This window comes from Phenylobacterium sp. (genome assembly GCF_030681155.1).
In the GTDB taxonomy this organism is placed as follows: Bacteria; Pseudomonadota; Alphaproteobacteria; order Caulobacterales; family Caulobacteraceae; genus Phenylobacterium.
Genome location: NZ_JAUXXE010000049.1, coordinates 45,960 through 66,624 on the forward strand (window position 1 = coordinate 45,960; position 20,665 = coordinate 66,624).

The window sequence follows — 20,665 nt, forward strand, 5'->3', positions numbered from 1 at the left end:
CGATACGGAAGACGGCGCGGCGCATAAGGCCAGCATCAAGATCAAGGAACAAAGAGCGGCCCCCAGCGCTTTACGGATGAGGACCAGAAAGGCTCCACGTGTCCCGCTCAAAGCGCATCCTGATCGCTCTTGGCCTTATGCTCGGCGTCGCCCTGGTGGCGACCGAAGCTCAAGCCACGACGTCCGTATGCCGCGGTGAGGCGCCGGCTGTGGGCGCGCAGATCAGGGGGCCGGTGCTCTACGTCATCGACGGAGGGCGACTGTGCGTCGCCCTTGAGCCGTCACCCAGTACCTGGGTGGAGCTTCAGGTTCTGGACCCGCGCGTAGTGCGCACCTCAAGCGCCGACGACGCCAAGCAGCGTCTGATGGCGGCGGCGTTCGCACGTGACGCGGTCTGTGTGATCACCGGAACAACCGCCGGTCGGGCCACCGCCGCCTGCATGATCGAGGGCGAGCAACTGAGCGCTCGCGTCAGCCAGCCTGAAATCGCCAAGGCCGCGCAGATTTGGCGATGACCGCCCTGCGCAAGCGCTCGTCATCCCCGACCGAGCGCGAATAGTAGATGGCCGGGACAAAGCCCGGCCATCACGAGGCGAGGGTTCGCCTCAAGCCTCTTGGATCGCCGACAACTTCCAGGCTTGGCCGGGATTGCGGACGAAGGTCCAGAGCTCGGTCGTCTCGGTGACGGCGTTCGGATCGCCCTCGACGACAGCGCCGCTTTCGCGGTCGACCATCCAGTCGCGGCTGGAATAACGCAGGGCGGCGGTCGCGTACTCGACGTCGCCTTCGCGCCAAGCCTCGGCCACATCACCTTCCAGCATCTGAACGTCGCTGACCTGGTTGCGCACCCCGCGCGTGGCGTTCTGGCTGAGTTCCTCCGCCAGATAGCTCATGATCTCAGGGGTGCTGCGCTCGCGGATCGCGGCATAGTCCTCGCGACCGAACGCTTCCTGGACTTCGCGCAGCATGCGCTCGAAGACCTCACGGTCGGCGGTCTGCACGCCGAAATCTTCGCCGGCATAGGGCGCAGCGGCGGGCGCATAGCCCCCAGAGGCAGGTTGCTGGACGTCGAAGGGCGAGCGGAAGCTGGTGTTGCCGGCCGCGGCCATCGGGCCAGCCGCCGCCGCGGTCGCCGGACGACGGCGATTAGCGAAGAACTTGAAGATCAGCATGCCGGCGAGAGCCAGCAGGGCGATCTGCAGGATGCCGCCTAGGGCGCCGGCCAGGCCCGCGCCGAAGCCATGACCCAGCAGCATGCCGATCAGACCGCCGACCATCAGGCCCTGGAAGAGCCGGTTGCCGAGGATGCCGCCGCGCTTGGGAGCGTTCATCGGATTGGCCGTTTGCGGACGCGCCGCATTGGCCGCGCCAGGCTGAGCGGCCTGGGGCGAGGTCATCGAACGTTCGACCGGAGCGGTCTGGGTGGGAGCGGTCTTGGTGGGCGGCGGCGCGCTATAGGTGCGTGCGCCCCGGCTGCCGAAGCTTCCACCGCGACGGGCGTCCGCTTCGGACGCGAGCGATAGGCCCATCACGAGCGATAGGCCAAGGACGGCGGCGACTTTAGGCAACTTCAAGACACGTTTCCTTTTGGTTGTTTGCGCCCTATGTCGGGTGCCGGAGCCTAACTTGCCAGGGCCAAACGATAATTTGACCTTAGCTGTGCGGCTTTAACTTCAGCGCCACATAGAGCGCGCCCTCGCCGCCGTGCCTTTGGTGCGCCTCCGAAACCCCGGCGACGACGCCGCGCAGGGCCGGGGAGGCCAGCCACTCCGGAGCCCGCTTGCGCAGCACCCCGCCACCGCGAGCACCCTTGCCGGTGATCACTAGAACCGCTCGATAGCCGTCATCCCATGCCCGCAGCACAAAGGCCTCGAGCGCGGCCTGGGCGCGTTCCTGGTCCAGGCCGTGCAGGTCGATGCGGGCGCCGATCGGATCGCGCTCCTTGGCGATCCGATGCTTCCGGCGCGGCTCAATGTCTCGCTCGCCGCTGTTGCGGAGCAGGGGAGAGCCGGCGCGTGGCGGGCCTTTGACCAGCTCTCCGACCGTAAAGGGCGCGCCGTCCCAGACCGGAACCGGCGGCGGGCCGGGGGTCTTGGCCTGAAGCTTGGCGGCCGGCGCTGGGGTGATCACGGGTTCAGGCGGCGGCGCCTTGCGGCCCGGCTTGCGGTGGACGGTGGCTGCGACCATCGACCAGAGCTTCTGCTCCTCAGGCCGGATGGGCCGCTTCACCGGTTCGGGCCGACCTTCGGGACCAGGCGGTGCATCCGCAGGGTATGACGCACCCGTCCAGCCTCAGCGCCGGCGCTAGGACCATGGCCCATATAGAGGTCGGCGCGCACCGGCCCCTTGATCGCCCCGCCCATGTCCAGGGCCATCACCGTCCGGCGATAGGTCGGGAATGCGCCCGAAAGGGTAGGGGCGACGCCATCGATGAAGAAAACCTCGCCTAGACTGTTGCGGCCAGTGTCGATCGCGATGGCCCGGCCCGGGGGCAGGGGAATACCCGCCGCGCCAACCGGTTGCCGGCCGTCGTCCGGCGCCAGGGTGAAGAACACGTAGCGGGGATTGAGCCGCATCACCTCGTCGGCGCGGGGGCCGCGATTGTCAGCCAGCCATCCGCGAATGGCGTCGCCCGACGTATTGTTGGCCGGCAGCAGCCCGCGATCACGCATCGGATTGGCGATGCCGACAAAGGTCCGGCCATTGGTCGCGGCGAACACCGCCTTGGTGCGGCGCCCGTTCGGATAGGTCAGGACCCCCGATCCCTGGATCTGCAAGAAGAACAAGTCCTCAGGCCGCATCCAGGCCAGGGCTTGGCCCGGCGACGTGGACTCGATAGCCGCGCGGTCGGGATAGGGACCCGTCTTGCCGTCCGGTGTGCGGCGCAGCGCGTCCTTGCCAGGTATGCCCGATCCCACCAGGTCGGCGGGCTTGCCCCGCACTGGAGCTGAAAATTCAGTGCTGGGTCGGTCGCGAGCTTCATACTCCGGAGAGAAGTAGGCGGTGAGCACGCCCTCGCCGACCAGCAGTTCAGGCCGGAAGCTTTCTTCGAAAAACGCTCGGGCGCGGGGGCCATCCAGGGGCCCAATGGCCCGGGCCCGGCGGCAGATCTCACCCATGGCCGGATCGCGGGAGACTCCGCAGGTGGTGCGGAAGGCCTCGTAACCGGCCGCATGATCGTCCTGCGCCCAGCCCGGCAATTCGGCGAAGGTCTCTGGACGCGCCGGCGTCGGGCTCGGCTGGCTCGGCGCCGGGCGTGGCGGCTGGGGACGAGGCGTGGGCGGCGGCACCGCCTTAGGCGTCACGCAGGCCGCGAGGGCCAGCGTCAGCATCAGGGCCGGAACGAGCTTCAGCTTGCCCAGATGGCCGCCAAGCCCCTGCGTCATGCGTCGAGAAACCAAGATCGCCCCCGGGATTGAATCAGAGGTCCCGGCATGGCCGGGATTTCAGGTGTTTTCTAGCCTCCCGTTCGGGGCGGGAAAACGGCGAGCCGGCCCTTCTAGGCTTCGGCGGCGTCCACGTGGACGAGAATCCAGTTCGGGTCACGGCTCTTCAAGCTGCGCTCGAAGGTCCAAAGCTCGGCGGTGCGCTTGTCGTCGACGGCCTCGCCTTCAGGGCCCTTGGTGCGGCTGCGGAACTCGGCCAGGAAGCGCACAGTGATCCGGGCGACGTCATCATGCAGGTCCGCGCGCTCCAGGTCGGCGCGCGGCGGATGCAGGAATTCCACGCTTTCGGTGACGCCCCGCGCCTCGCGATCAGCCAGGACGGACTCGAACGAGGCCATCACCGGCGGGGCGAGCAGGTTCTTCAGCGTCTCGCGATCGCCGGCGGCGAAGGCGCGAACCACCATCTCGTAGGCGCTCTTGGAGCCTCCGAGGAACCGCGACAGGTCGAAGGACGGGTCATGATGCTTGATCGCCGGCAGGCCGGTCAGGCCCACGCCGTCGTCGGCCGGATCCAGCGCCGGCGCTTGGCGCGCACCGCTAGTAACGGCGTCAGCAGCGGGCGTGTCCTCGGGCTGCCGTCCCACGCGCCGACCCAGCACCGCGTAGAGCTGGTAAAGCACGACCCCGGCCAAGCCGGCGAAAATGATCAGTTCTAGGACTTGCAACTTCTTGGGGCTCGCTGGACGTTGAACATTCAATATAGGGCAGCGACACGCCCTCGTCAGGGGGCGACGTTGCCACGGCTTAGGCCACATGTTAGCAGCCCGCGCCACAACAGGACGTGAATGAGCGTCCAATCAACCGGATTTTCCTCAATATGACCGATACCGACGCCGCCGGCCCCGAGACCAACGGAGCGGATGCGCCCGAACCCGGCATCCGCATCCTGGCCCAGTTCGTCCGCGACCTGTCCTTCGAGAATCCCCGTGCGCCGGAAACCCTGCGCGCCCAGAACACCACCCAGCCGCAAATCGAGATGGGCGTCGAAATGAACGCCCGCGGCCGTGAAGACGGCCTCTTCGAAGTCGACCTGAAGCTCTCGGCCCGCGCCACGCGCGATGACGGCCCGGTCTTCCACGTCGAGCTGCTCTACGGCGGCGTCTTCCAGATCACCGGCGTCAGCCAGGAAGAGCTGGAGCCCGTCCTGCTGGTCGAATGCCCGCGCTTCATGTTCCCCTTCGCTCGCCAAATCATCGCTGGCGTCACCGCTGACGGCGGCTATCCGCCCTTCATGCTGGACCCGATCGACTTCGGCGGCGTCTATGCTGCGCGCAAGGCCCAAGGCATGGGCGGCGAGACGGTCGGCAACGCCTAAGCCTTCCTCATCCTCCCTGTCCGGCCGGCGGCTGGGCGGGGAGGGCGATGTTTTTCTCTTTCTTTTCAAAGACTCGGTGATCTTCAATGACCGAGCTGCAAACTTCGCGCCTTCGGCTCCGCCCCGCACGGGAGGACGATCTGGCCGCACTGCACGCTGTCCTCAGCGATGCTGAAGCGATGCGCTTCTGGTCAACACCGGCCCACAAAGACCTAGGGACCACCCACGCCTGGCTGCGGGACATGATCAGCGCCGCGCCGGAAACCAGCCACGACTTCGTCGTCGAGCATCAGGGCGTGGTGATCGGCAAGGCCGGCTTCTACCAACTGCCTGAAATCGGCTTTATCCTGCATCCGGACTACTGGGGACGCGGCCTCGCCCGCGAGGCTCTGGAGGCGGTGATCGCCAGCGCCTTCGCCAACTATCGGGTCCCCCAGCTCATAGCCGATGTCGACCCCCGAAACGCGGGGTCCCTCGCGGTCCTGCGCCGGCTAGGCTTCATCGAGACCGGCCGGGCCGAACGCACCTTCCTGATCGGCGAGACCTGGTGCGACAGCATCTACCTGGCGCTTCAGCGCCCGTAGCCGCCGGGGCGACCTAGGGTTTCCCCGAATGGGCAACTTGGCTGCATCCGCGCATTCATAGGCTCCCAAGGATCGAGCGAGACCCCCGGGAGGGCGCCCATGAGCAAAGCCAGTCCCCTCGAGGCCCTCCGCGATTGGCTGGGGTCCGGCGCCTTGATCGCCATCAGCGGGCGGGTTGTGGCCGCCATCGCCATCGTCGGCGCGACCTACCTGCTGGTCCAGCTCATGCAAAAGGGGTTCGAACGCCTGCGTCGCCACGCCAAGGCCGGGTCGCCGCTGATCTATATCTTCGAAAAGGTTGTCGGTTACGCCCTGATGGTGGCGGGGCTGGTCGCCGGCCTCGCGACCTTGGGCGTCGATCTCAACTCCTTCACGGTGTTTGCGGGCGCCATCGGGGTCGGGGCAGGCCTTGGTCTGCAGGGTGTCGTGAAGGAATTCGTCTCAGGCTTGGTGCTGATCTTCGACCCCGCGATCCAGGTCGGTGACTTCATCGAGCTGGAAAGCGGCCTGCGCGGCGAGGTTGTCGAGATCGGCCCACGGGCGACCCGTATGCGAACCAACGACGACCTCAACGTGGTCATTCCGAACTCCAAGTTCATGCAGAGTCAGGTGATCAACTGGACCTACAACGATCAATCTGGACGGATCCACGTGGCTTTCTCGGTCGCTGAGGAGGCCGACAAGGCCGTCGTGCGCGACGTGGTGATGGCCGCCGCTCACGCCTTGCCGTTCACCGCCCCCGATCGCCCGGACCGCAAGACGCAAGTCTGGCTGACCAACTTCAGCGGGGATGGCCTGGACTTCGAGCTTATCGTTTGGCCGACCCTGGAATCCTCGCGCCACCCTTCGTCGCTGCGCGCAGCCTATACCTGGGCGGTGCATGAAGCCCTGCGAACGGCGGGGATCAACAGTTCCTCGCCCCAGCTCGACCTGCGGCTTCGCAGTCTCTTCGGCCAGGAGGGCGAGCACGCTCTTCACGTCCTCGACATGGCTGACCGGCGGCGGGCCACTCCGCGGGAGCCGATCCTCGAGAGCGCTCCCAATGACGCGGCCGCCGCAGTTTTCGATGACGCCGTCCGCAACAGCCGAGCCCGAGACGCCGAGCCCCGCCGACGTGAGAAGCAAGCCTGACGCCCTTGGCTGGCGACAAACTCGTGCCATCAATCGAGCCCAGGCTTGGCCGATGAGTTTCACGCGCCGCGCCGCCGCGATCCTGGCCACCGCCCTGCTGTCGATACCCGCCAGCGCCATGGCCCAGCAGGTCGCGGCCTTTTCGCGCCACGACAACCGCTTCTTCGTCGACTGCATGGTCGACCAGGTGCTCGAACTCTGCCAGCTCGACACTGGGTCCTACGGCGTCGGCCTGCGGCCCCGGCCCGAGTTCGAAGCCTATCCAGCCCAGGGCGTCGGCGGGGTGATGGGCGCCAATGGGCTGCCGCTTCCAACCCGCGAGGTTCGGCTTGGCGCCTTGAGCTTTGGCCAGTTCAAGCTCCAGGACGTTCCCGCGGCCGTCGCCGACAGCCCGTTCGACCACAGCATCATCGGTCTGGAGTACTTCCAGAGATTGGGCGCGTTCACCTTCGACTTCCGGCGCAACGAATTGCGGCGCGGCTGGCCGGCCTCCAGCCGTTCCTGCGAGGAGCCGTTCGAAGTCACGACCCGAATGATCCGCGTCCCGGTCGATCTTCCCGGAGTACACGTCAAGGCGGCCTGGGACACCGGGGCGAGCACTACCGTCGGCGACGCCGCCTTCATCGCCGCCCACCCCGAGGTGTTCCGCTTCGTTCGCAAGCTGCCGCCAGGCGCCGACGTCACGTCCATCGGCATGCCGGTCAGCCTCTATGTCGCCAGCAAGCTCTCGTTCTGCGGCCGTGACTTCCATGACGTCGCCGTGGTGGCGGTGGATATGTCCCGGTCCAAGGCCCTGGTTCCGGATTTCCCGGACCTCGCCCTCGGGGCCAATCTGATGGTGGGCGATAGCTGGTCGTTCGATTTCGCCGACCGCCGCTGGGCTTACGGCCACGGTTCTTAGATCCCGCTGCAGCAGGCCGGCGGTCCCCTCTAGGCGCCGTGCGCCAGATGGGCTCATCTAGCCGAGGTTGAAAGCCTCCGGACTGCAAGCGCCTGTCCGGCTCCGTCAGCAAAGGATGCGCCGGTCGATCCTGCGCAAGTCGGACGTGACGCTGCACTCCTCGGCCAAAGAACAGCGCCTGCTGCTGACCTCGATGACGGTCACCATCATCCTGGCTGTGACCAGCATCGGGTTCGGGCTGTGGATCAGCTCCAAGTCGGTGATGTTCGACGGGTTCTACGATCTCATCGACGCGGCCATGACCGGTGTCGCCCTGCTGACCGTGCGACTGATCTCGCGGGGCGACGATGACCGCTTCCAGTATGGCTACTGGCATTTAGAGCCGATGCTCGCCCTGCTGAACGGCCTGATCCTGGCCTTCGCCTGCATTTACGCCTTCATCGACGGTCTCAACGGCCTGATCGTCGGCGGCCGGGAACTTCAGTTCGGCATCGGCGCGATCTATGCCGGCGTCAGCAGCGTCATCAACTTCATCTTCTTCGCCTATATCCGCCGTTCAGCCCGTCATCTCGGCTCGCAGATGCTCGATGTCGACGCCCGATCCTGGCTCATGGGCGGGGTGCTCAGCGCCGGCCTATGTTTCAGCTTCATGGTCGGCGGTCTGCTCACCCAGACAGGAGCTGCGCGCTTGGCACCCTATGCCGACCCCCTGATCTTGCTGATCATCGCCCTGTGCCTGTTCCCGTTCCCGCTGATGACGATCTGGAAGGCCGGCCGCGACATCCTGATGATCACACCGAGCGACCTGGACGAGAAGATCAGCCAACTGGCTAAGGAGGTCGCCGAGCGACATGGCTTCGTGGACTATGACTCCCATGTCGTGAAATCGGGTCGCCAACAATTCATCGAGATCGGCCTGGTCGCGCCCTCCGGCGACACCGAGACCAACTTTGATCGATTGGACGCGATCCGCGCCGAGATCGCCGCGGCCATGGGCGGCGCGAGCCCAGGCTATTGGCTGACCGTCGATTTCACCGCCGACAAGCGCTGGATCTGAGAACCGTCAGAGCCCGTGCTTTTTCCAAAGCTCGTCGCTCTTCACGACATTGCGGATGAAGCTGGCGTGCAGCTCGCGTTCGGCGTCGGTCGAGCGGAAGGGCAGGGGGCGAGGACGGGCGCCATAGGATCCCGCCTTGGCGACCGCGACGGCCTGGGCGGCCATTGCGTGAGTGGTCAATTCCAGCGTCAGGGCGCGGCCGCCCTTCAGCTCCAGATAAACCCCGGCCAGCAGCCGGGCGTCGATCAAGGCGCCGTGCTTTTCCCGGTCGCTCAGCGAAATCTTGAACCGCTTGCACAGCGCATCGAGCGAGTTGTGCATCCCCGGAAACTTCTTCCGGGCGATCGCCAGGGTGTCGATCCAGCGATCTTCGTGCAGCGGCGTGAGGCCAAGGCCCTGCAACTCGTAGTTCACGAAGGTGCGGTCGAAGGTGGCGTTGTGAGCAATGATCGGCGCGTCACCCACGAAGTCGAGGAAATCCTGATGGATCTCCTTGTCGCGAAACTTGGGCTTGCCCCGTAGGAACGCCGCCGACAGGCCGTGGACTTTTTCGGCTTCGGGCGGCATGTCGCGCTCGGGATCGATATAGACGTGGAAACTCCGCCCCGTGGGCAGATAATCCTCGATCTCCAGGCACGCGAGTTCGACCAGCTTGTGGCCCATCTGCGGCTCGAAGCCCGTGGTTTCCGTGTCGAGAACGATCTCACGCGCCATACGGTCTAGATCGCCTTATTTGGCCTGGCCATCAAGGGAGGCGAGACGTCGCGGCGGCCTACGCTGTGGATCACGCATGGTGGCGATGATCTCCGTCACTTGCTCGCGCGCCGGCTCCAGACCGCGACCGGTATCGACTACGAAATGGGCCCGCGCCCGTTTTTCGCTGTCATGCATCTGCCGCGCTAGAATGGCGTCCAGGCGATCGGCCGTCATGCCGGGCCGGGCCAGCACCCGCTCGCGCTGCTGGCTTTCGGGGGCCGAGACCACCACAACCGCGTCCATGTTCGCATCACCGCCGGTCTCGTAGATCAGAGGGATGTCCAGAACGACCATGTCGGCGCCGGCTTCTTCCGCGGCCTTGAAAAACTGCACCCGGTCAGCGCCGACCAGGGGGTGAACGATCTTGTTCAGGCGCCCCATCGCCTCATCGTCGCCCAGGACCCGCGTCCGCAGGGCCTCGCGGTCGACTGCGCCCTCCTTGGTCACGCCGGGAAACGCCGCCTCCAACGGGGCCACGGCCGCCCCGCCCACTTGATAGAGATCGGCCACGGCGGCGTCGGCGTCGTAAACCGGTACGCCCGCATCGCGGAACATCGCCGCGGTCGTCGACTTGCCCATGCCGATGGAGCCGGTCAGTCCGATGATCAACATTTCAGAGTCCCAGAGCTTTGAGCGCCAGCGCGCGTACATCGACGCTTTCCGGCGGCGTTTGGCCATAGAAGGCTTCAAATGAAGGAACTGCCTGGCCGATCAACATGGCCAAGCCATCGACCGTTTGCCGGCCCAACCCCTCGGCCTGCGCCAAGAGCGGGGTCTTCAGCGGCTTGTAGACCATGTCCATGATCACTGCGCTTGGCGGCGTCGCCTCCAGGGGCAGGTCCAGGGCTGGCGATCCAGATAGGCCGGCGGAAGTGGCGTTCACCACGGCGACTGCACCATCGAACGCCTTGGCGGCCTCATTCAGGGCAAAGGCGGCGGCCCCCAGGGGTTCGGCGATATCCTGGGCCTTGGTCAGCGTCCGATTGACGATCCGCACATCACGGCACCCGGCCTCGACAAACGCCGCCGCGGCGCCGCGCGATCCGCCGCCCGCGCCGAGGATCACCACCGGGCCGGCCTTGGGATCAAACCCCGGAGCCTGCTCGGCAAAGGCTCTAAGCATGCCCAGCCCGTCGGTGTTGTCGGCCAGGATCGTGCCGTCTTCGCGAAACACCAGCACATTGGCGGCGTCCGCCGTCCGCGCTCTGAATGTCGCCTCGTCGGCCAAGGCCAAGGCCTCGCCCTTGAAAGGCAAGGTGACGTTCAACCCCGACACTGTTCCTCCGCGCAGGGAATCGACAAAGGCGGTGAACCGCCCCGGCTGGACCGAAAAGGGCACATAGACCCCGTCCATGCCCGCCGCCGCCAGCCAGGCGTTGTGCAAGATCGGGCTCATGGAATGGCTGATCGGCCGGCCGACCACGCCGGCCACCCGGGTCGCGCCGGAAATGCTCATGCCGCCAACACGCCGTGGCGGCGGAACAGGTCTAGCAAACCCATCAGGGGCAAGCCCAGGATAGCGAAGTAGTCGCCCTCGATCTTCGAGAACAACTGCGCCCCAGGGCCTTCGAGCCGGTAGCAACCCACCGACCCAAGAGCTTCTTCGCCCTCAAGCTCAAGATAACTGGCGAGAAACTCGTCTGAGAAATCGCGCATGGTCAGAGTCGCCGAGACAATCTCGCGCCAGATCGGCGCTCCGTCCTTGGCCACCACCACCGCCGAATGCAGCTTGTGCGGCTTGCCCCGCATGGTCCTCAACCGCTCGGCTGCGCCGTCCACCGTCTCGGCCTTGTCGTAGAGCTTGCCCTCGAACTCTAGGGTCTGGTCGGATCCGATCACGAAGCCCGGCTTGGAGCGCGAGACCTTGATGGCTTTCAGTTCGGCCAGGGCGTCCGCGACATCGCGGGGGCTCGCGCCTTCAGCCAGCATGGCGTTTTTCACCGCGTCCTCGTCGACGCCGGCCACCGACACTTCAAAAGGTACGCCCGCGCCGGTCAGCACGGCGCGCCGTGCGGCGCTCTTGGACGCCAGGATAATCTGCGTGCTCAACCCAGCACCTCCACCTGTCCGTGGCCGCCGTGCAGCAAGTTCATCACCGCTGCGGCGGTTTCTTCGACACTTCGGCGGGTGACGTCGATCACCGGCCAGCCTTGGCGCTCATAGAGCCGGCGAGCCTTCACCGTCTCCTCGCGTACCGCTTCGATGTCGATATAGGTGGATTCCCGGTCTTCCTTGAGGCTGAGCAACCGGTTTCGCCGGATCTGGATCAGCCGGTCTGGGGAAATCGTCAGCCCAACCACCAAGGTGTTCTTCAGCTCGAACAGCTTTTCCGGCGGCGGCCGCGTCGGCACCAGCGGCACATTGGCCGCTCGCACGCCGCGATGAGCCAGATAGATGCAGGTCGGCGTCTTCGAGGTTCGCGACACCCCGACCAGGACCACGTCGGCCTGCTCCAGATCCTGCCCGCCTTGGCCGTCGTCGTGGCCGATGGCGTAGTTCAGGGCGTCCATTCGGTTGAAATAGTCGTTGTCCAGCGCGTGCTGCACGCCCACCCGGCGGCTGATCGAGGCGCCAAGATAGCGCTGCAGCGACGAGACCAAGGGATCGAGCGCGGCGATGCAGGGCATATCCAGCCGCCGTACGCCTTCTTCCAGCGCGGTCCGCAATTGATCGTCGACAATGGTGTGAATGACCACGCCGGGCGCTTCCTCGATATCGGTCAAGGCCCGCTCGAGCTGCCGGGGCGAGCGCACCAGCGCATAGATATGTTCGATCGGCAGGACGTTCTCGAACCGGGCGCAAACGGCGCGCGCCATGGCGTTCAGCGTCTCGCCGGTCGAGTCCGACACCAGGTGGACGTGGAAGTAGGTCGCGACGCGAGGGGTCGAGGTCATGGGCCTCTTGGGGCTGCAAGGACGAAATGCGGAATCTGGGCGGGAAAACTGGGGACGAAAGAGTCGATACCTTCTTAACGAAGGAGGACTGCTTTGTGGAATAGCCGGCGCCGTGGCCGGGGCCCTGTGCACGGGCGGGAGGAAGTCGGGAGTTTGCCGCCAGCTCGTCCACTGGAACGATGGTTAAGATACTATGAACAGGGGTGTTGGCGACCGGGCCGCGAATGACCCCTGTTCGTCAAAGTTAACTCCCCGTTAACCTACTAACGAAACGTAAACGCCATCAGGGCTAGGGTCGTTGTCCCCGCAATCCACAGGGTTGTGCGCGGAGGGCGCGTTAACCACCAATCGCCTTGTTGATAAGGGGTTGCGGCGGTATGGCCAGCGAAAGTTGTCCCCGTATGTCCACGGCCCTACCTCTTCCTCAACATCCAATATCTAAATTCTTATTAGGAAGAAGACAGGCGGGCGGCGCCCATGGGCTTGAGCCTGGGGCCTTAAGCCGGTTTAACGGCGCTCATGTCAGAAGGTTCAAAACCGCGCCTCTTGAGGGCGCTCGCCGGTGAAACCCTGGATAGGCCGCCGGTCTGGTTCATGCGTCAGGCTGGGAGGTCGCTCCCCGAGTACCGTGAGCTTCGCACCCGGGCGCCGGACTTCATCGCGTTCTGCCACAATCCCGAGATGGCGGCCGAGGCCACGATGCAGCCGATGCGGCGGTTCCCGCTGGATGCAGCCATCGTGTTCGCCGACATCCTGCTGATCCCGCGTGCGCTCGGCCAGGAAGTCTGGTTCGAGGCCGGCGAGGGTCCCCGGCTTGGGGAACTGCCGTCGATTGAATCAATGGCCGACCAGATCGAAGCCTCGACTGGGCGGCTGTCGGCCATCGGTGAGACCCTTTCTCGGGTCCGGGCGGAGTTGGAACCTGATCGCGCCCTGATCGGCTTTGCTGGCGCTCCCTGGACCGTGGCGACCTATATGATCGAGGGCAGGGGGTCGGATCGCTCCGGCGCCCGGACCTACGCCTATCAGAACCCCGAAAAGCTCGATCGCTTGATCGAGGTGCTGGTGGAGTCGACCGCTCGCTATCTGGTGATGCAGGCGAAGTCCGGCGCCCAGGTGCTGAAGCTTTTCGAGAGCTGGGCTGAAGGCCTGGCCGAGGATGTCTTCGAGCGCATCGTCATCAAGCCGCATGCCGCGATCATCGAGAAGGTCCGGGCCGCTGGCGTTGACACCCCGTTCATCGGCTTCCCACGCGGAGCCGGCGCCCTGGTCGAGAACTATGCTGCGAAGGTGCCGGTCAATGCGGTGGCCTTGGACACCCAGGCCTCTGCGGCGCTCGGTCAGAAGATCCAGGCTGGTGGAAAGACCATCCAGGGGGCCCTCGACAACCTGTTGCTTCGCGCCGGCGGGCCGGCGCTGGACGCCAGGGTTGATGCCTTGATCGAGCAGTGGAACAGCGGTCCCTACATCTTCAATCTCGGCCACGGCGTCATGCCTGACACCCCGATCGAGCATATCGAGCGCACCATCCGACGGGTGACCGGCAAGTGAGCAAGCTCGCCGTCGTTCTGTTTAACCTCGGCGGCCCTGACGGTCCCGACGCGGTGCGTCCGTTCCTCGAAAACCTGTTCAAGGATCCGGCGATCATCACCCTGCCGGCGATCGCCCGGATCCCGCTGGCCAAGTTCATCTCCTCGCGCCGCGCCGAGATGGCCAAGGCGAACTACGCGATCATGGGTGGCGGCTCACCGTTGCTGCCCGAGACGTTGAAGCAGGCCCGCGCCTTGGAAGCCTCACTCAACGAGGCCAATCCATCCCAGGAAGCGCGGGTCTTTGTCGCGATGCGCTATTGGAAGCCCTTCGCGGCCGAGACAGCCAAGGAGGTTGCGGCCTTCGCACCCGACGAAATCGTCCTGCTGCCGCTTTATCCGCAGTTTTCGACCACCACGACGGCCTCTTCCTTGAAGGATTGGGCGCAGGCCTATCGGGGGCCTGGCCGTACCCGCACGGTCTGCTGCTATCCGACCGAGCCCGGCCTGACTGATGCTCACGCCAAGCTGATCCGAGAGACCTGGGAAGCCGCCGGTAGCCCAGCCAACGTGCGGCTGCTGTTTTCCGCCCACGGCCTGCCTGAAAAGGTGATCGAGGGCGGTGATCCCTACCAGGCCCAGATCCAGGCCACCGCTCAGGCTGTCGCCATGCGGTTGCCTGAACTCGCCGATTGGAACGTCTGCTATCAGAGCCGGGTGGGGCGATTGAAGTGGATCGGTCCGTCAACGGACGATGAGATCCGCCGCGCCGCCGCTGAGGGCAAGGGCGTGTTGATTAGCCCGATCGCCTTTGTGTCCGAACATGTTGAGACCCTGGTCGAGCTCGATCACGAATATGCTGAGCTTGCTGGGCAGGTGGGTTGCGCGCCTTATCTTCGCGCCCCGACCCCCAGCACGGACCCGGCCTTTATCCGCGCCTTGACCCGGGCCACCACCCAAGCCCTGGCGCGCAATAGCGATGTGGCCCCACACGGCGCGTGGCGTTGCCCTGAAACCTATGGCAAATGCGCCTGTCGAAACGAGGCGAGGGGAGCCGCAGCGTGAACTACGATCTGCTCAGAGGCCTGCACATCATCGCGGTGATCGCCTGGATGTCGGGGATGATGTACCTGCCCCGCCTCTACGCCTACCACACCGAGACGGCCCCTCCCGGCAGCGAATTTGACGAGAAGTTCCTGGTCTGGGAACGCAAGCTGCTGAAAATAATCATCAATCCGTCGATGATCATCGTGTGGATCCTCGGGGTGAGCCTGGTGTTCTGGCACGTCTATTCGGCGAAAGAGGGCTGGGGCTTCTTGGCGCAGCCGTGGATGATCGTGAAGTTGGCGGCGGTGCTGTTCATCTCTGGCTGGCACGGCTTTCTCGCCGGCTCGTACAAGAAGTTCCTGGCCGGGCAGCGCCCGAAGTCCGCGAAGTTCTGGCGCGCCACCAACGAACTGCCGTTCATCGCCGCGATCATCGCGGTGCTCGCCGTGACCCTTCAATTCGGTCAGCACTGAGCCTATCTGTCGGCTAGGCCCCAGCACGATCTGGAGCGGCCACGCTTGACCGGAGCCCGCGCATGTGGTTCCGGTCTCCCTACGTGTCGACGATTTTCGTAGATACGCCCCGCCTTTTTCCGTGCGCCGCGCGCTTAACCAGCAGCTGCGGCCCGGCCCTCGAAACAAATCCGGCGTCTCAAAACGCCTCCAACGATTCTCTCCGCGCCCGAGAACCGCTCGGCCGACGGAGCCTATCTCAGAGTAATTTCATGACTGAAGACACCCCCACCGACGTCCCCGCCGAAGATGCGGCCGTCGAAGCCGCCGAAACCCAGGAAGTCGTCCTGGAGACCGCCCAGCTCGACGCCGGCGCCGAGGCTGACGAAGACGACGAACCCTCCGAGGTCGCCGCGGCCATCGCCGCCATGGGCCTGACCCGGATGTCGCTCCAGGAGTTGAAGGACAAGTCGCCCGCCGACCTGCTCTCCTTCGCCGAGACGCTGGAGATCGAGAACGCCAACTCCATGCGCAAGCAGGATATGATGTTCGCGATCCTCAAGGCTCTGGCCGAGGAAGGCATCGCCATCTCCGGTTCCGGCACCCTGGAAGTGGTCCAGGACGGCTTCGGCTATCTTCGCAGCCCGGAAGCCAACTACCTGTCCGGCCCCGATGACATCTATGTCAGCCCCTCGCAGATTCGTAAGTTCGGCCTGCGCACCGGCGACACCGTCGACGGCGCCATCCGCGCCCCGCGCGAAGGCGAGCGCTATTTCGCCCTGGTCAGCGTCGAGCAGATCAACTTCGAGAACCCTGAGAACGTCCGCCACAAGGTCCTGTTCGACAACCTGACCCCGCTCTATCCGGACGAGCGGCTGAAGATGGAAATCGACGATCCGACCCTGAAGGACCGCACCGGCCGGGTCATCGACATCGTCGCTCCACTCGGCAAGGGCCAACGTTGCCTGATCACCGCCCCGCCGCGGGTTGGTAAGACGGTGATGTTGCAGAACATCGCCAAGTCGATCGAGACCAATCACCCCGAGTGCTATCTGATCGTCCTGCTGATTGATGAACGCCCCGAAGAAGTGACCGACATGCGCCGCACCGTCCGCGGTGAAGTCGTGTCCTCCACCTTCGACGAGCCCGCCACTCGCCACGTGCAGGTCGCCGAGATGGTCATCGAGAAGGCCAAGCGCCTGGTCGAGCACAAGCGCGACGTGGTCATCCTGCTGGACTCGGTGACCCGTCTGGGCCGCGCCTACAACACTGTCGTGCCGTCCTCGGGCAAGGTGCTGACCGGCGGTGTCGACGCCAACGCCCTGCAGCGCCCGAAGCGCTTCTTCGGTGCGGCGCGGAACATCGAGGAGGGCGGCTCGCTCACCATCATCGCCACCGCCCTGATCGACACCGGCAGCCGGATGGACGAAGTCATCTTCGAAGAGTTCAAGGGTACGGGTAACTCGGAAATCATTCTGGACCGCAAGGTCGCCGACAAGCGGATCTACCCCGCCGTCGACGTCATCAAGTCGGGCACCCGGAAGGAAGACCTCATCACCCCGAAGGAACACCTGCAGAAGTCCTTCATCCTGCGCCGCATCATCACCCCGATGGGCGCCCAGGACGCGATCGAGTTCCTGCTCGACAAGCTGCGGTCGTCCAAGAACAACGACGACTTCTTCCAGTCGATGAATACCTAGGGCCTCCAGCCTTAGCGGACACAAAAAGGGGGCTCGCGGCGACGCGGGCCCCTTTGCTTTGGGTCAAGGTGTTGATTTTAGATACGTTTCACGTGGAACGCGGCCTAGCTCCTCTCCCCGTTGGGGAGAGGTTAGGTGAGGGATCAGCGTTCCCCCTTTGATGCGGTGAGTCGGCAGAGCGGCTACGCCGCCACCTCACCCATCCTCTCCCGAGGGAGAGGGGAATTACGGAATCAGCAAACTCGCCCCGACCGTTTCGCGGCCTTCCAGCGCCTCATGCGCCCTACGGGTCTCGGCAAGCGGGAAGGTCTGGCCGATGTCGATCTTCACGGCCCCGGACTTGATCACCTCGAACAAGGCCGCGGCGCTTTCATCCAACTCGGCGGTCGTGGCCTGATAGTCGCCCATGGTCGGACGGGTGAAGAACAGCGACCCGGCCATCTGGAGTCTCGAAGGTGCAAACGGCGGCACGGGGCCGGAGGCGTTGCCAAAACTGACGAACAGTCCGCGCCGCGCCAGGCTGCCCAGCGTACCCTCGAAGGTCGCCGCGCCGACCGAGTCGTAGGCGACCGGCACACCCTTGCCGCCCGTGATCTTCCGCACCTCGGCGGCGACGTCCTCATCGCGATAGAGGATGACGTGGTCGGCCCCCAGGCTCCTGGCGCGCGCCGCCTTATCCTCGGACCCGGCCGTCGCGATCACCTTGGCGCCCAGATGCTTGGCCCATTGGACCAGGATCGAGCCCACCCCACCGGCGGCGGCGTGGACCAGGATCGTCTCGCCGGCCTTCACCGGATAGCAGCGGCGCAACAGGAACTCGGCGGTCATGCCTTTCAGCATGGCGGCCGCGCCGGTCGCCGCATCAACGCCGTCCGGCAGGCGGACCGCCCGCTCAGCGACGACCGTGTGGAGCTCGGCATAGGCGCCCAACGGCCCCGAGGCGTAGGCGATCAGGTCGCCAATCTTGAACCGGGTCACGCCGTCCCCGACTGCCTCGACAATGCCCGCGCCTTCCATGCCGAGCCGCGACGGCAGCTTCACCGGATAGAGGCCCGAGCGATGATAGGTGTCGATGAAGTTGATCCCGATGGCCTGCTGGCGAACCAGCACCTGGCCGGGCCCCGCGACGGGGGCGGGGATGTCGACGACCTCGAGGACCTCAGGCCCTCCGGTCGTTGTGAATTGAACTGCTTTCATCAAGCCTCCAGGTGCTGTTGGAAGAAGGCCAGGGTCCGGCCGCCGGCCAGCTTGGCGTCAGCCTCATCATAGTGCTCGCCGCCCTTGCGCGCGAAGGCGTGGTCGCGGCCGGGATAGGTGTGGATTTCGATCTGCGGATGGTTCTTCAGGGTGGCCAGGATAAGCGCCTGGGCCTCCTTCGGCACGAACTGGTCTTCCTCAGCGATGTGCATCAGCAGCGGGTGCGCCTGCTTCTCGCTCTCGATCAGGTTCTTCTCGATGCCGACGCCGTAATAGGCGACGCTGGCGTCGCTGTCGGTGCGGGTCGCGGTCAGGAAGGCGAGAAGCCCGCCCAGGCAGAACCCGACGGCTCCAACCTTGCCGTTCACCTCGCCCATGGCTCGGACTTGGTCGATGGTCGCGGCGATGTCCTTGACCCCCGCCTCGACGTCGAAGGCGTTGTAGAGCTCGAACGCCTTCTTCCACTCGGCCTCGGATTGGTCGGTGATGTCGATGCCCGGCTCGATCCGCCAGAACAGGTCGGGACAGACCGCCAGGAAGCCGGCGGCGGCCAACTCGTCGCAGGTATCGCGCATCACCGCGTTGACCCCGAAGATTTCCTGAATGACCACTACAGCGGGGGTCTGGCTTCGGCCGGGGACTTTTTCGGGTCGCGCGACATAGGCGGCGAATTGGCCGTCTTCGGTCTTGATGGTGATCGTCTCGCCCATTGGCGTCTCCCGTTTCACTAAAAAAGGCCTTCACGCGGCTACTAGCTTGTGGGGCCCGGCTGCGCTCATAACAATGTGGTCAGAGCCGATGTGGCGCTTGGAGGTAATCAGATGAAGATGACGATCGAAATCGACTGCTCGCCCCAGGAAGCCCGTTCGTTTCTCGGTCTGCCAGACGTTAGCGCTCTTAACGACAAGCTGGTCGAAGAGATGCAGAAACGCATGACCGCAAATATGGCGATGGTCTCGCCTGACGAGTTGATGAAGAACTGGGCGGCGTTCGGGGCGGGGGCGCAGGAGCAGTTCCGCAACCTGATGTCCGCCGCCGTTGATGCTGGCATGGGCGCAAACCGCAACAAATGACCGATACTATCTTCGCGCCGGCCACCGCCCCCGGGCGTTCGGCGGTCGCCGTCGTGCGCCTGTCCGGGCCGGCGACGGGGAGAGCGGTCGCCGCCCTGGCCGGTCGTTTGCCGCGGCCACGTCTGGCAACCTTGCGAACCCTGCGGGGTCAGGACGGCGCGGCGATCGACCAGGCCCTGATCCTGTGGTTCACCGGACCCAAGAGCTACACCGGCGAGGACTGCGCTGAGCTCCACCTTCACGGTGGCCCGGCGGTCGTCGCCGGCGTGCTTGAGGCGCTATCGGCGCTCGGACTTCGCTTGGCCGATCCGGGCGAGTTCACGCGGCGGGCGTTTGAAAACGGCAAGCTGGATCTGGCTCAGGCCGAAGGCGTGGCCGACCTCATAGAGGCCGAAACCGAGGCTCAACGCCGCCAGGCGCTCGATCAGCTTGGTGGCGCGCTGGGGCACGCCCAGAGCCGCTGGCGTGACGCCCTGATCGAAGCCTTGGCGATGTTCGAGGCCGCAGTGGACTTCGCCGACGAAGAGGTGCCCGCAGACGTGGCGGCCCGCGCTCGGCCGGTGTTGACCGACCTGATCGCCGACATCGAGCATGCCCTAGTCCACGTGAAACGCGGCGAGCAGGTGCGTGAAGGCTTCCGCATCGCCCTGATCGGCGCGCCCAACGCCGGCAAGAGCACGATCCTGAACGCACTGGCCGGTCGTGAGGCGGCGATCGTCACTGCCACGCCTGGGACCACGCGTGATATCATCGAAGTGCCGATGCGCTTCAGTGGCTACAAAGCCTTGCTCGCCGACACCGCCGGACTGCGCGAAACCCACGACGAGATCGAAGCCGAGGGTGTTCGCCGCGCGCGGGCTTGGGCCGGGGAAGCCGACCTTCGGATCTGGGTGGTGGACGGCGCCAGCGACGCAGCTGCGACGGCGCCAGAACTTCATCCGCACGACCTCTGCGTGATCAACAAGGCCGACCTGCCGCCGGGCGCCGAAACCGGCCACGCCGTCGTCGAGGCGCGCGCGTTTGGCGTCGAGGCCCTTAGGCTGAGCGCCAAGTCCCCCGGCGATATCGCCGCCCTCGAACATGCCCTGGAGACGCGGGTTGTGGCCGCTCTAGCCGGGGCCGAGCTGCCAACCGCCACCAGGCTGCGTCACCGCGAACTGCTGGCTGAGGCCCTGGAGCGCCTGCAGCGGGCCCTGGTTCTGGAAGACGATCTCGAACTGGCCGCCGAAGACGTCCGCCTCGCGGGCCGCGCGCTCGACCGCATCACCGGCCGCATCGACCCCGAAGACGTACTCGACCGCGTGTTCTCCAGCTTCTGCATCGGCAAGTAGGCCCATAAGCCCTCTCCCTCGGGAGGAGTTTGGGTGAGGGGGCCGCGCAGCGGCGTTCCGGCTTGCCGGGTTTTGTCGGTGGGGAGCAAGACCCTCACCTAACCTCTCCCAGTGGGAGAGGGGTGGCTGGCGCTACGCAACGCTCGTCCAACCTCCGAACCAAGCGGCCGTGTTTCACGTGAAACACCAACGTGCGACCCGCGGCCGAATCCCACGTGAAACCCAGGCCGTCTTGCCCTATAGCTTCAGACC

23 protein-coding genes are annotated in these 20,665 nt (G+C 65.5%); 12 read left to right on the plus strand and 11 right to left on the minus strand.

The genetic code is table 11. The features are described 5' to 3' along the window. The first annotated feature begins 98 nt into the window (after positions 1 to 98). On the plus strand, positions 99 to 515 hold the full coding sequence (locus Q8M13_RS12320; RefSeq protein WP_305300242.1) for a hypothetical protein: 417 nt from the start codon (positions 99 to 101) through the stop codon (positions 513 to 515). Between the two features lie 90 nt (positions 516 to 605). Here the strand turns inward: Q8M13_RS12320 and Q8M13_RS12325 are convergent, their stop codons facing one another. From Q8M13_RS12325 to timA, 4 genes are all read right to left on the minus strand, one after another. Then, positions 606 to 1,574 (minus strand): Tim44 domain-containing protein, encoded by a 969-nt coding sequence (locus Q8M13_RS12325; protein ID WP_305300243.1) that lies wholly within the window; start codon positions 1,572 to 1,574, stop codon positions 606 to 608. Positions 1,575 to 1,653: 79 nt separating this feature from the next. Then, complete coding sequence (locus tag Q8M13_RS12330) at positions 1,654 to 2,229, minus strand: Smr/MutS family protein (protein WP_305300244.1); 576 nt, start codon at positions 2,227 to 2,229, stop codon at positions 1,654 to 1,656. Next, the gene (locus tag Q8M13_RS12335) at positions 2,226 to 3,401 is read right to left on the minus strand and encodes an MltA domain-containing protein (RefSeq protein ID WP_305300245.1); all 1,176 of its coding nucleotides are present in this window, start codon (positions 3,399 to 3,401) and stop codon (positions 2,226 to 2,228) included. Before Q8M13_RS12335 ends, Q8M13_RS12330 begins: the two co-directional genes overlap by 4 nt. A gap of 98 nt (positions 3,402 to 3,499) precedes the next feature. Next, positions 3,500 to 4,111 (minus strand): TIM44-related membrane protein TimA, encoded by a 612-nt coding sequence (gene timA / locus Q8M13_RS12340; protein WP_305300246.1) that lies wholly within the window; start codon positions 4,109 to 4,111, stop codon positions 3,500 to 3,502. Positions 4,112 to 4,263: 152 nt separating this feature from the next. Here timA and secB point away from each other — a divergent pair, with 152 nt between their 5' ends. The 5 genes from secB (at position 4,264) to Q8M13_RS12365 (ending at position 8,434) form a co-directional block, all read left to right on the plus strand. Continuing rightward, positions 4,264 to 4,761: a protein-export chaperone SecB gene (gene secB, locus Q8M13_RS12345; protein ID WP_305300247.1), complete on the plus strand. Its 498-nt coding sequence runs from the start codon at positions 4,264 to 4,266 to the stop codon at positions 4,759 to 4,761. A gap of 86 nt (positions 4,762 to 4,847) precedes the next feature. After that, positions 4,848 to 5,345, plus strand: coding sequence for a GNAT family N-acetyltransferase (locus Q8M13_RS12350; protein WP_305300248.1), 498 nt, complete (start codon positions 4,848 to 4,850; stop codon positions 5,343 to 5,345). Positions 5,346 to 5,444: 99 nt separating this feature from the next. After that, the gene (locus Q8M13_RS12355) at positions 5,445 to 6,476 is read left to right on the plus strand and encodes a mechanosensitive ion channel family protein (protein ID WP_305300249.1); all 1,032 of its coding nucleotides are present in this window, start codon (positions 5,445 to 5,447) and stop codon (positions 6,474 to 6,476) included. Positions 6,477 to 6,528: 52 nt separating this feature from the next. Next, the gene (locus Q8M13_RS12360) at positions 6,529 to 7,377 is read left to right on the plus strand and encodes an aspartyl protease family protein (protein WP_305300250.1); all 849 of its coding nucleotides are present in this window, start codon (positions 6,529 to 6,531) and stop codon (positions 7,375 to 7,377) included. Between the two features lie 115 nt (positions 7,378 to 7,492). Then, entirely contained in the window at positions 7,493 to 8,434 is a 942-nt protein-coding gene (locus Q8M13_RS12365; RefSeq protein WP_305300251.1) for a cation diffusion facilitator family transporter, read from the plus strand. 6 nt (positions 8,435 to 8,440) lie between these two features. Here Q8M13_RS12365 and dnaQ read toward each other — a convergent pair whose 3' ends face one another. From dnaQ to Q8M13_RS12390, 5 genes are read right to left on the minus strand one after another with little or no spacing between them, the layout of a single operon-like run. Then, positions 8,441 to 9,148, minus strand: coding sequence for a DNA polymerase III subunit epsilon (dnaQ, locus tag Q8M13_RS12370; protein WP_305300252.1), 708 nt, complete (start codon positions 9,146 to 9,148; stop codon positions 8,441 to 8,443). 15 nt (positions 9,149 to 9,163) lie between these two features. Next, positions 9,164 to 9,802 (minus strand): dephospho-CoA kinase, encoded by a 639-nt coding sequence (coaE, locus tag Q8M13_RS12375; RefSeq protein ID WP_305300253.1) that lies wholly within the window; start codon positions 9,800 to 9,802, stop codon positions 9,164 to 9,166. A gap of 1 nt (position 9,803) precedes the next feature. After that, positions 9,804 to 10,646 (minus strand): shikimate dehydrogenase, encoded by an 843-nt coding sequence (aroE, locus tag Q8M13_RS12380; protein ID WP_305300254.1) that lies wholly within the window; start codon positions 10,644 to 10,646, stop codon positions 9,804 to 9,806. Then, a complete protein-coding gene (locus Q8M13_RS12385; protein ID WP_305300255.1) occupies positions 10,643 to 11,239 on the minus strand; it encodes a nucleoside triphosphate pyrophosphatase in 597 nt (198 codons plus the stop codon). The genes aroE and Q8M13_RS12385 overlap by 4 nt, the downstream gene beginning before the upstream one ends. After that, a complete protein-coding gene (locus tag Q8M13_RS12390; protein ID WP_305300256.1) occupies positions 11,236 to 12,084 on the minus strand; it encodes a pyruvate, water dikinase regulatory protein in 849 nt (282 codons plus the stop codon). The genes Q8M13_RS12385 and Q8M13_RS12390 overlap by 4 nt, the downstream gene beginning before the upstream one ends. A 519-nt stretch (positions 12,085 to 12,603) precedes the next feature. Between Q8M13_RS12390 and hemE the strand changes: the two genes are divergently transcribed. The 4 genes from hemE (at position 12,604) to rho (ending at position 16,812) form a co-directional block, all read left to right on the plus strand. Next, on the plus strand, positions 12,604 to 13,635 hold the full coding sequence (gene hemE / locus Q8M13_RS12395) for a uroporphyrinogen decarboxylase (RefSeq protein WP_305300257.1): 1,032 nt from the start codon (positions 12,604 to 12,606) through the stop codon (positions 13,633 to 13,635). Then, positions 13,632 to 14,678 carry a ferrochelatase gene (gene hemH, locus Q8M13_RS12400; RefSeq protein ID WP_305300258.1) on the plus strand — a complete coding sequence of 349 codons (1,047 nt, stop codon included), beginning with the start codon at positions 13,632 to 13,634 and terminating at the stop codon, positions 14,676 to 14,678. Before hemE ends, hemH begins: the two co-directional genes overlap by 4 nt. Continuing rightward, positions 14,675 to 15,133, plus strand: a complete 459-nt coding sequence (locus Q8M13_RS12405; RefSeq protein ID WP_305300259.1) for a CopD family protein — start codon at positions 14,675 to 14,677, stop codon at positions 15,131 to 15,133. The genes hemH and Q8M13_RS12405 overlap by 4 nt, the downstream gene beginning before the upstream one ends. A gap of 251 nt (positions 15,134 to 15,384) precedes the next feature. Next, complete coding sequence (rho, locus tag Q8M13_RS12410) at positions 15,385 to 16,812, plus strand: transcription termination factor Rho (protein WP_305300260.1); 1,428 nt, start codon at positions 15,385 to 15,387, stop codon at positions 16,810 to 16,812. 225 nt (positions 16,813 to 17,037) lie between these two features. Here rho and Q8M13_RS12415 read toward each other — a convergent pair whose 3' ends face one another. Continuing rightward, on the minus strand, positions 17,038 to 18,009 hold the full coding sequence (locus tag Q8M13_RS12415; protein WP_305300261.1) for a quinone oxidoreductase: 972 nt from the start codon (positions 18,007 to 18,009) through the stop codon (positions 17,038 to 17,040). Beyond that, positions 18,009 to 18,719 (minus strand): dienelactone hydrolase family protein, encoded by a 711-nt coding sequence (locus tag Q8M13_RS12420; RefSeq protein ID WP_305300262.1) that lies wholly within the window; start codon positions 18,717 to 18,719, stop codon positions 18,009 to 18,011. The genes Q8M13_RS12415 and Q8M13_RS12420 overlap by 1 nt, the downstream gene beginning before the upstream one ends. Positions 18,720 to 18,830: 111 nt before the next feature. Here Q8M13_RS12420 and Q8M13_RS12425 point away from each other — a divergent pair, with 111 nt between their 5' ends. Further along, a complete protein-coding gene (locus Q8M13_RS12425) occupies positions 18,831 to 19,082 on the plus strand; it encodes a DUF6489 family protein (RefSeq protein WP_305300263.1) in 252 nt (83 codons plus the stop codon). After that, a complete protein-coding gene (gene mnmE / locus Q8M13_RS12430; RefSeq protein ID WP_305300264.1) occupies positions 19,079 to 20,413 on the plus strand; it encodes a tRNA uridine-5-carboxymethylaminomethyl(34) synthesis GTPase MnmE in 1,335 nt (444 codons plus the stop codon). Before Q8M13_RS12425 ends, mnmE begins: the two co-directional genes overlap by 4 nt. Positions 20,414 to 20,665: the final 252 nt, after the last annotated feature.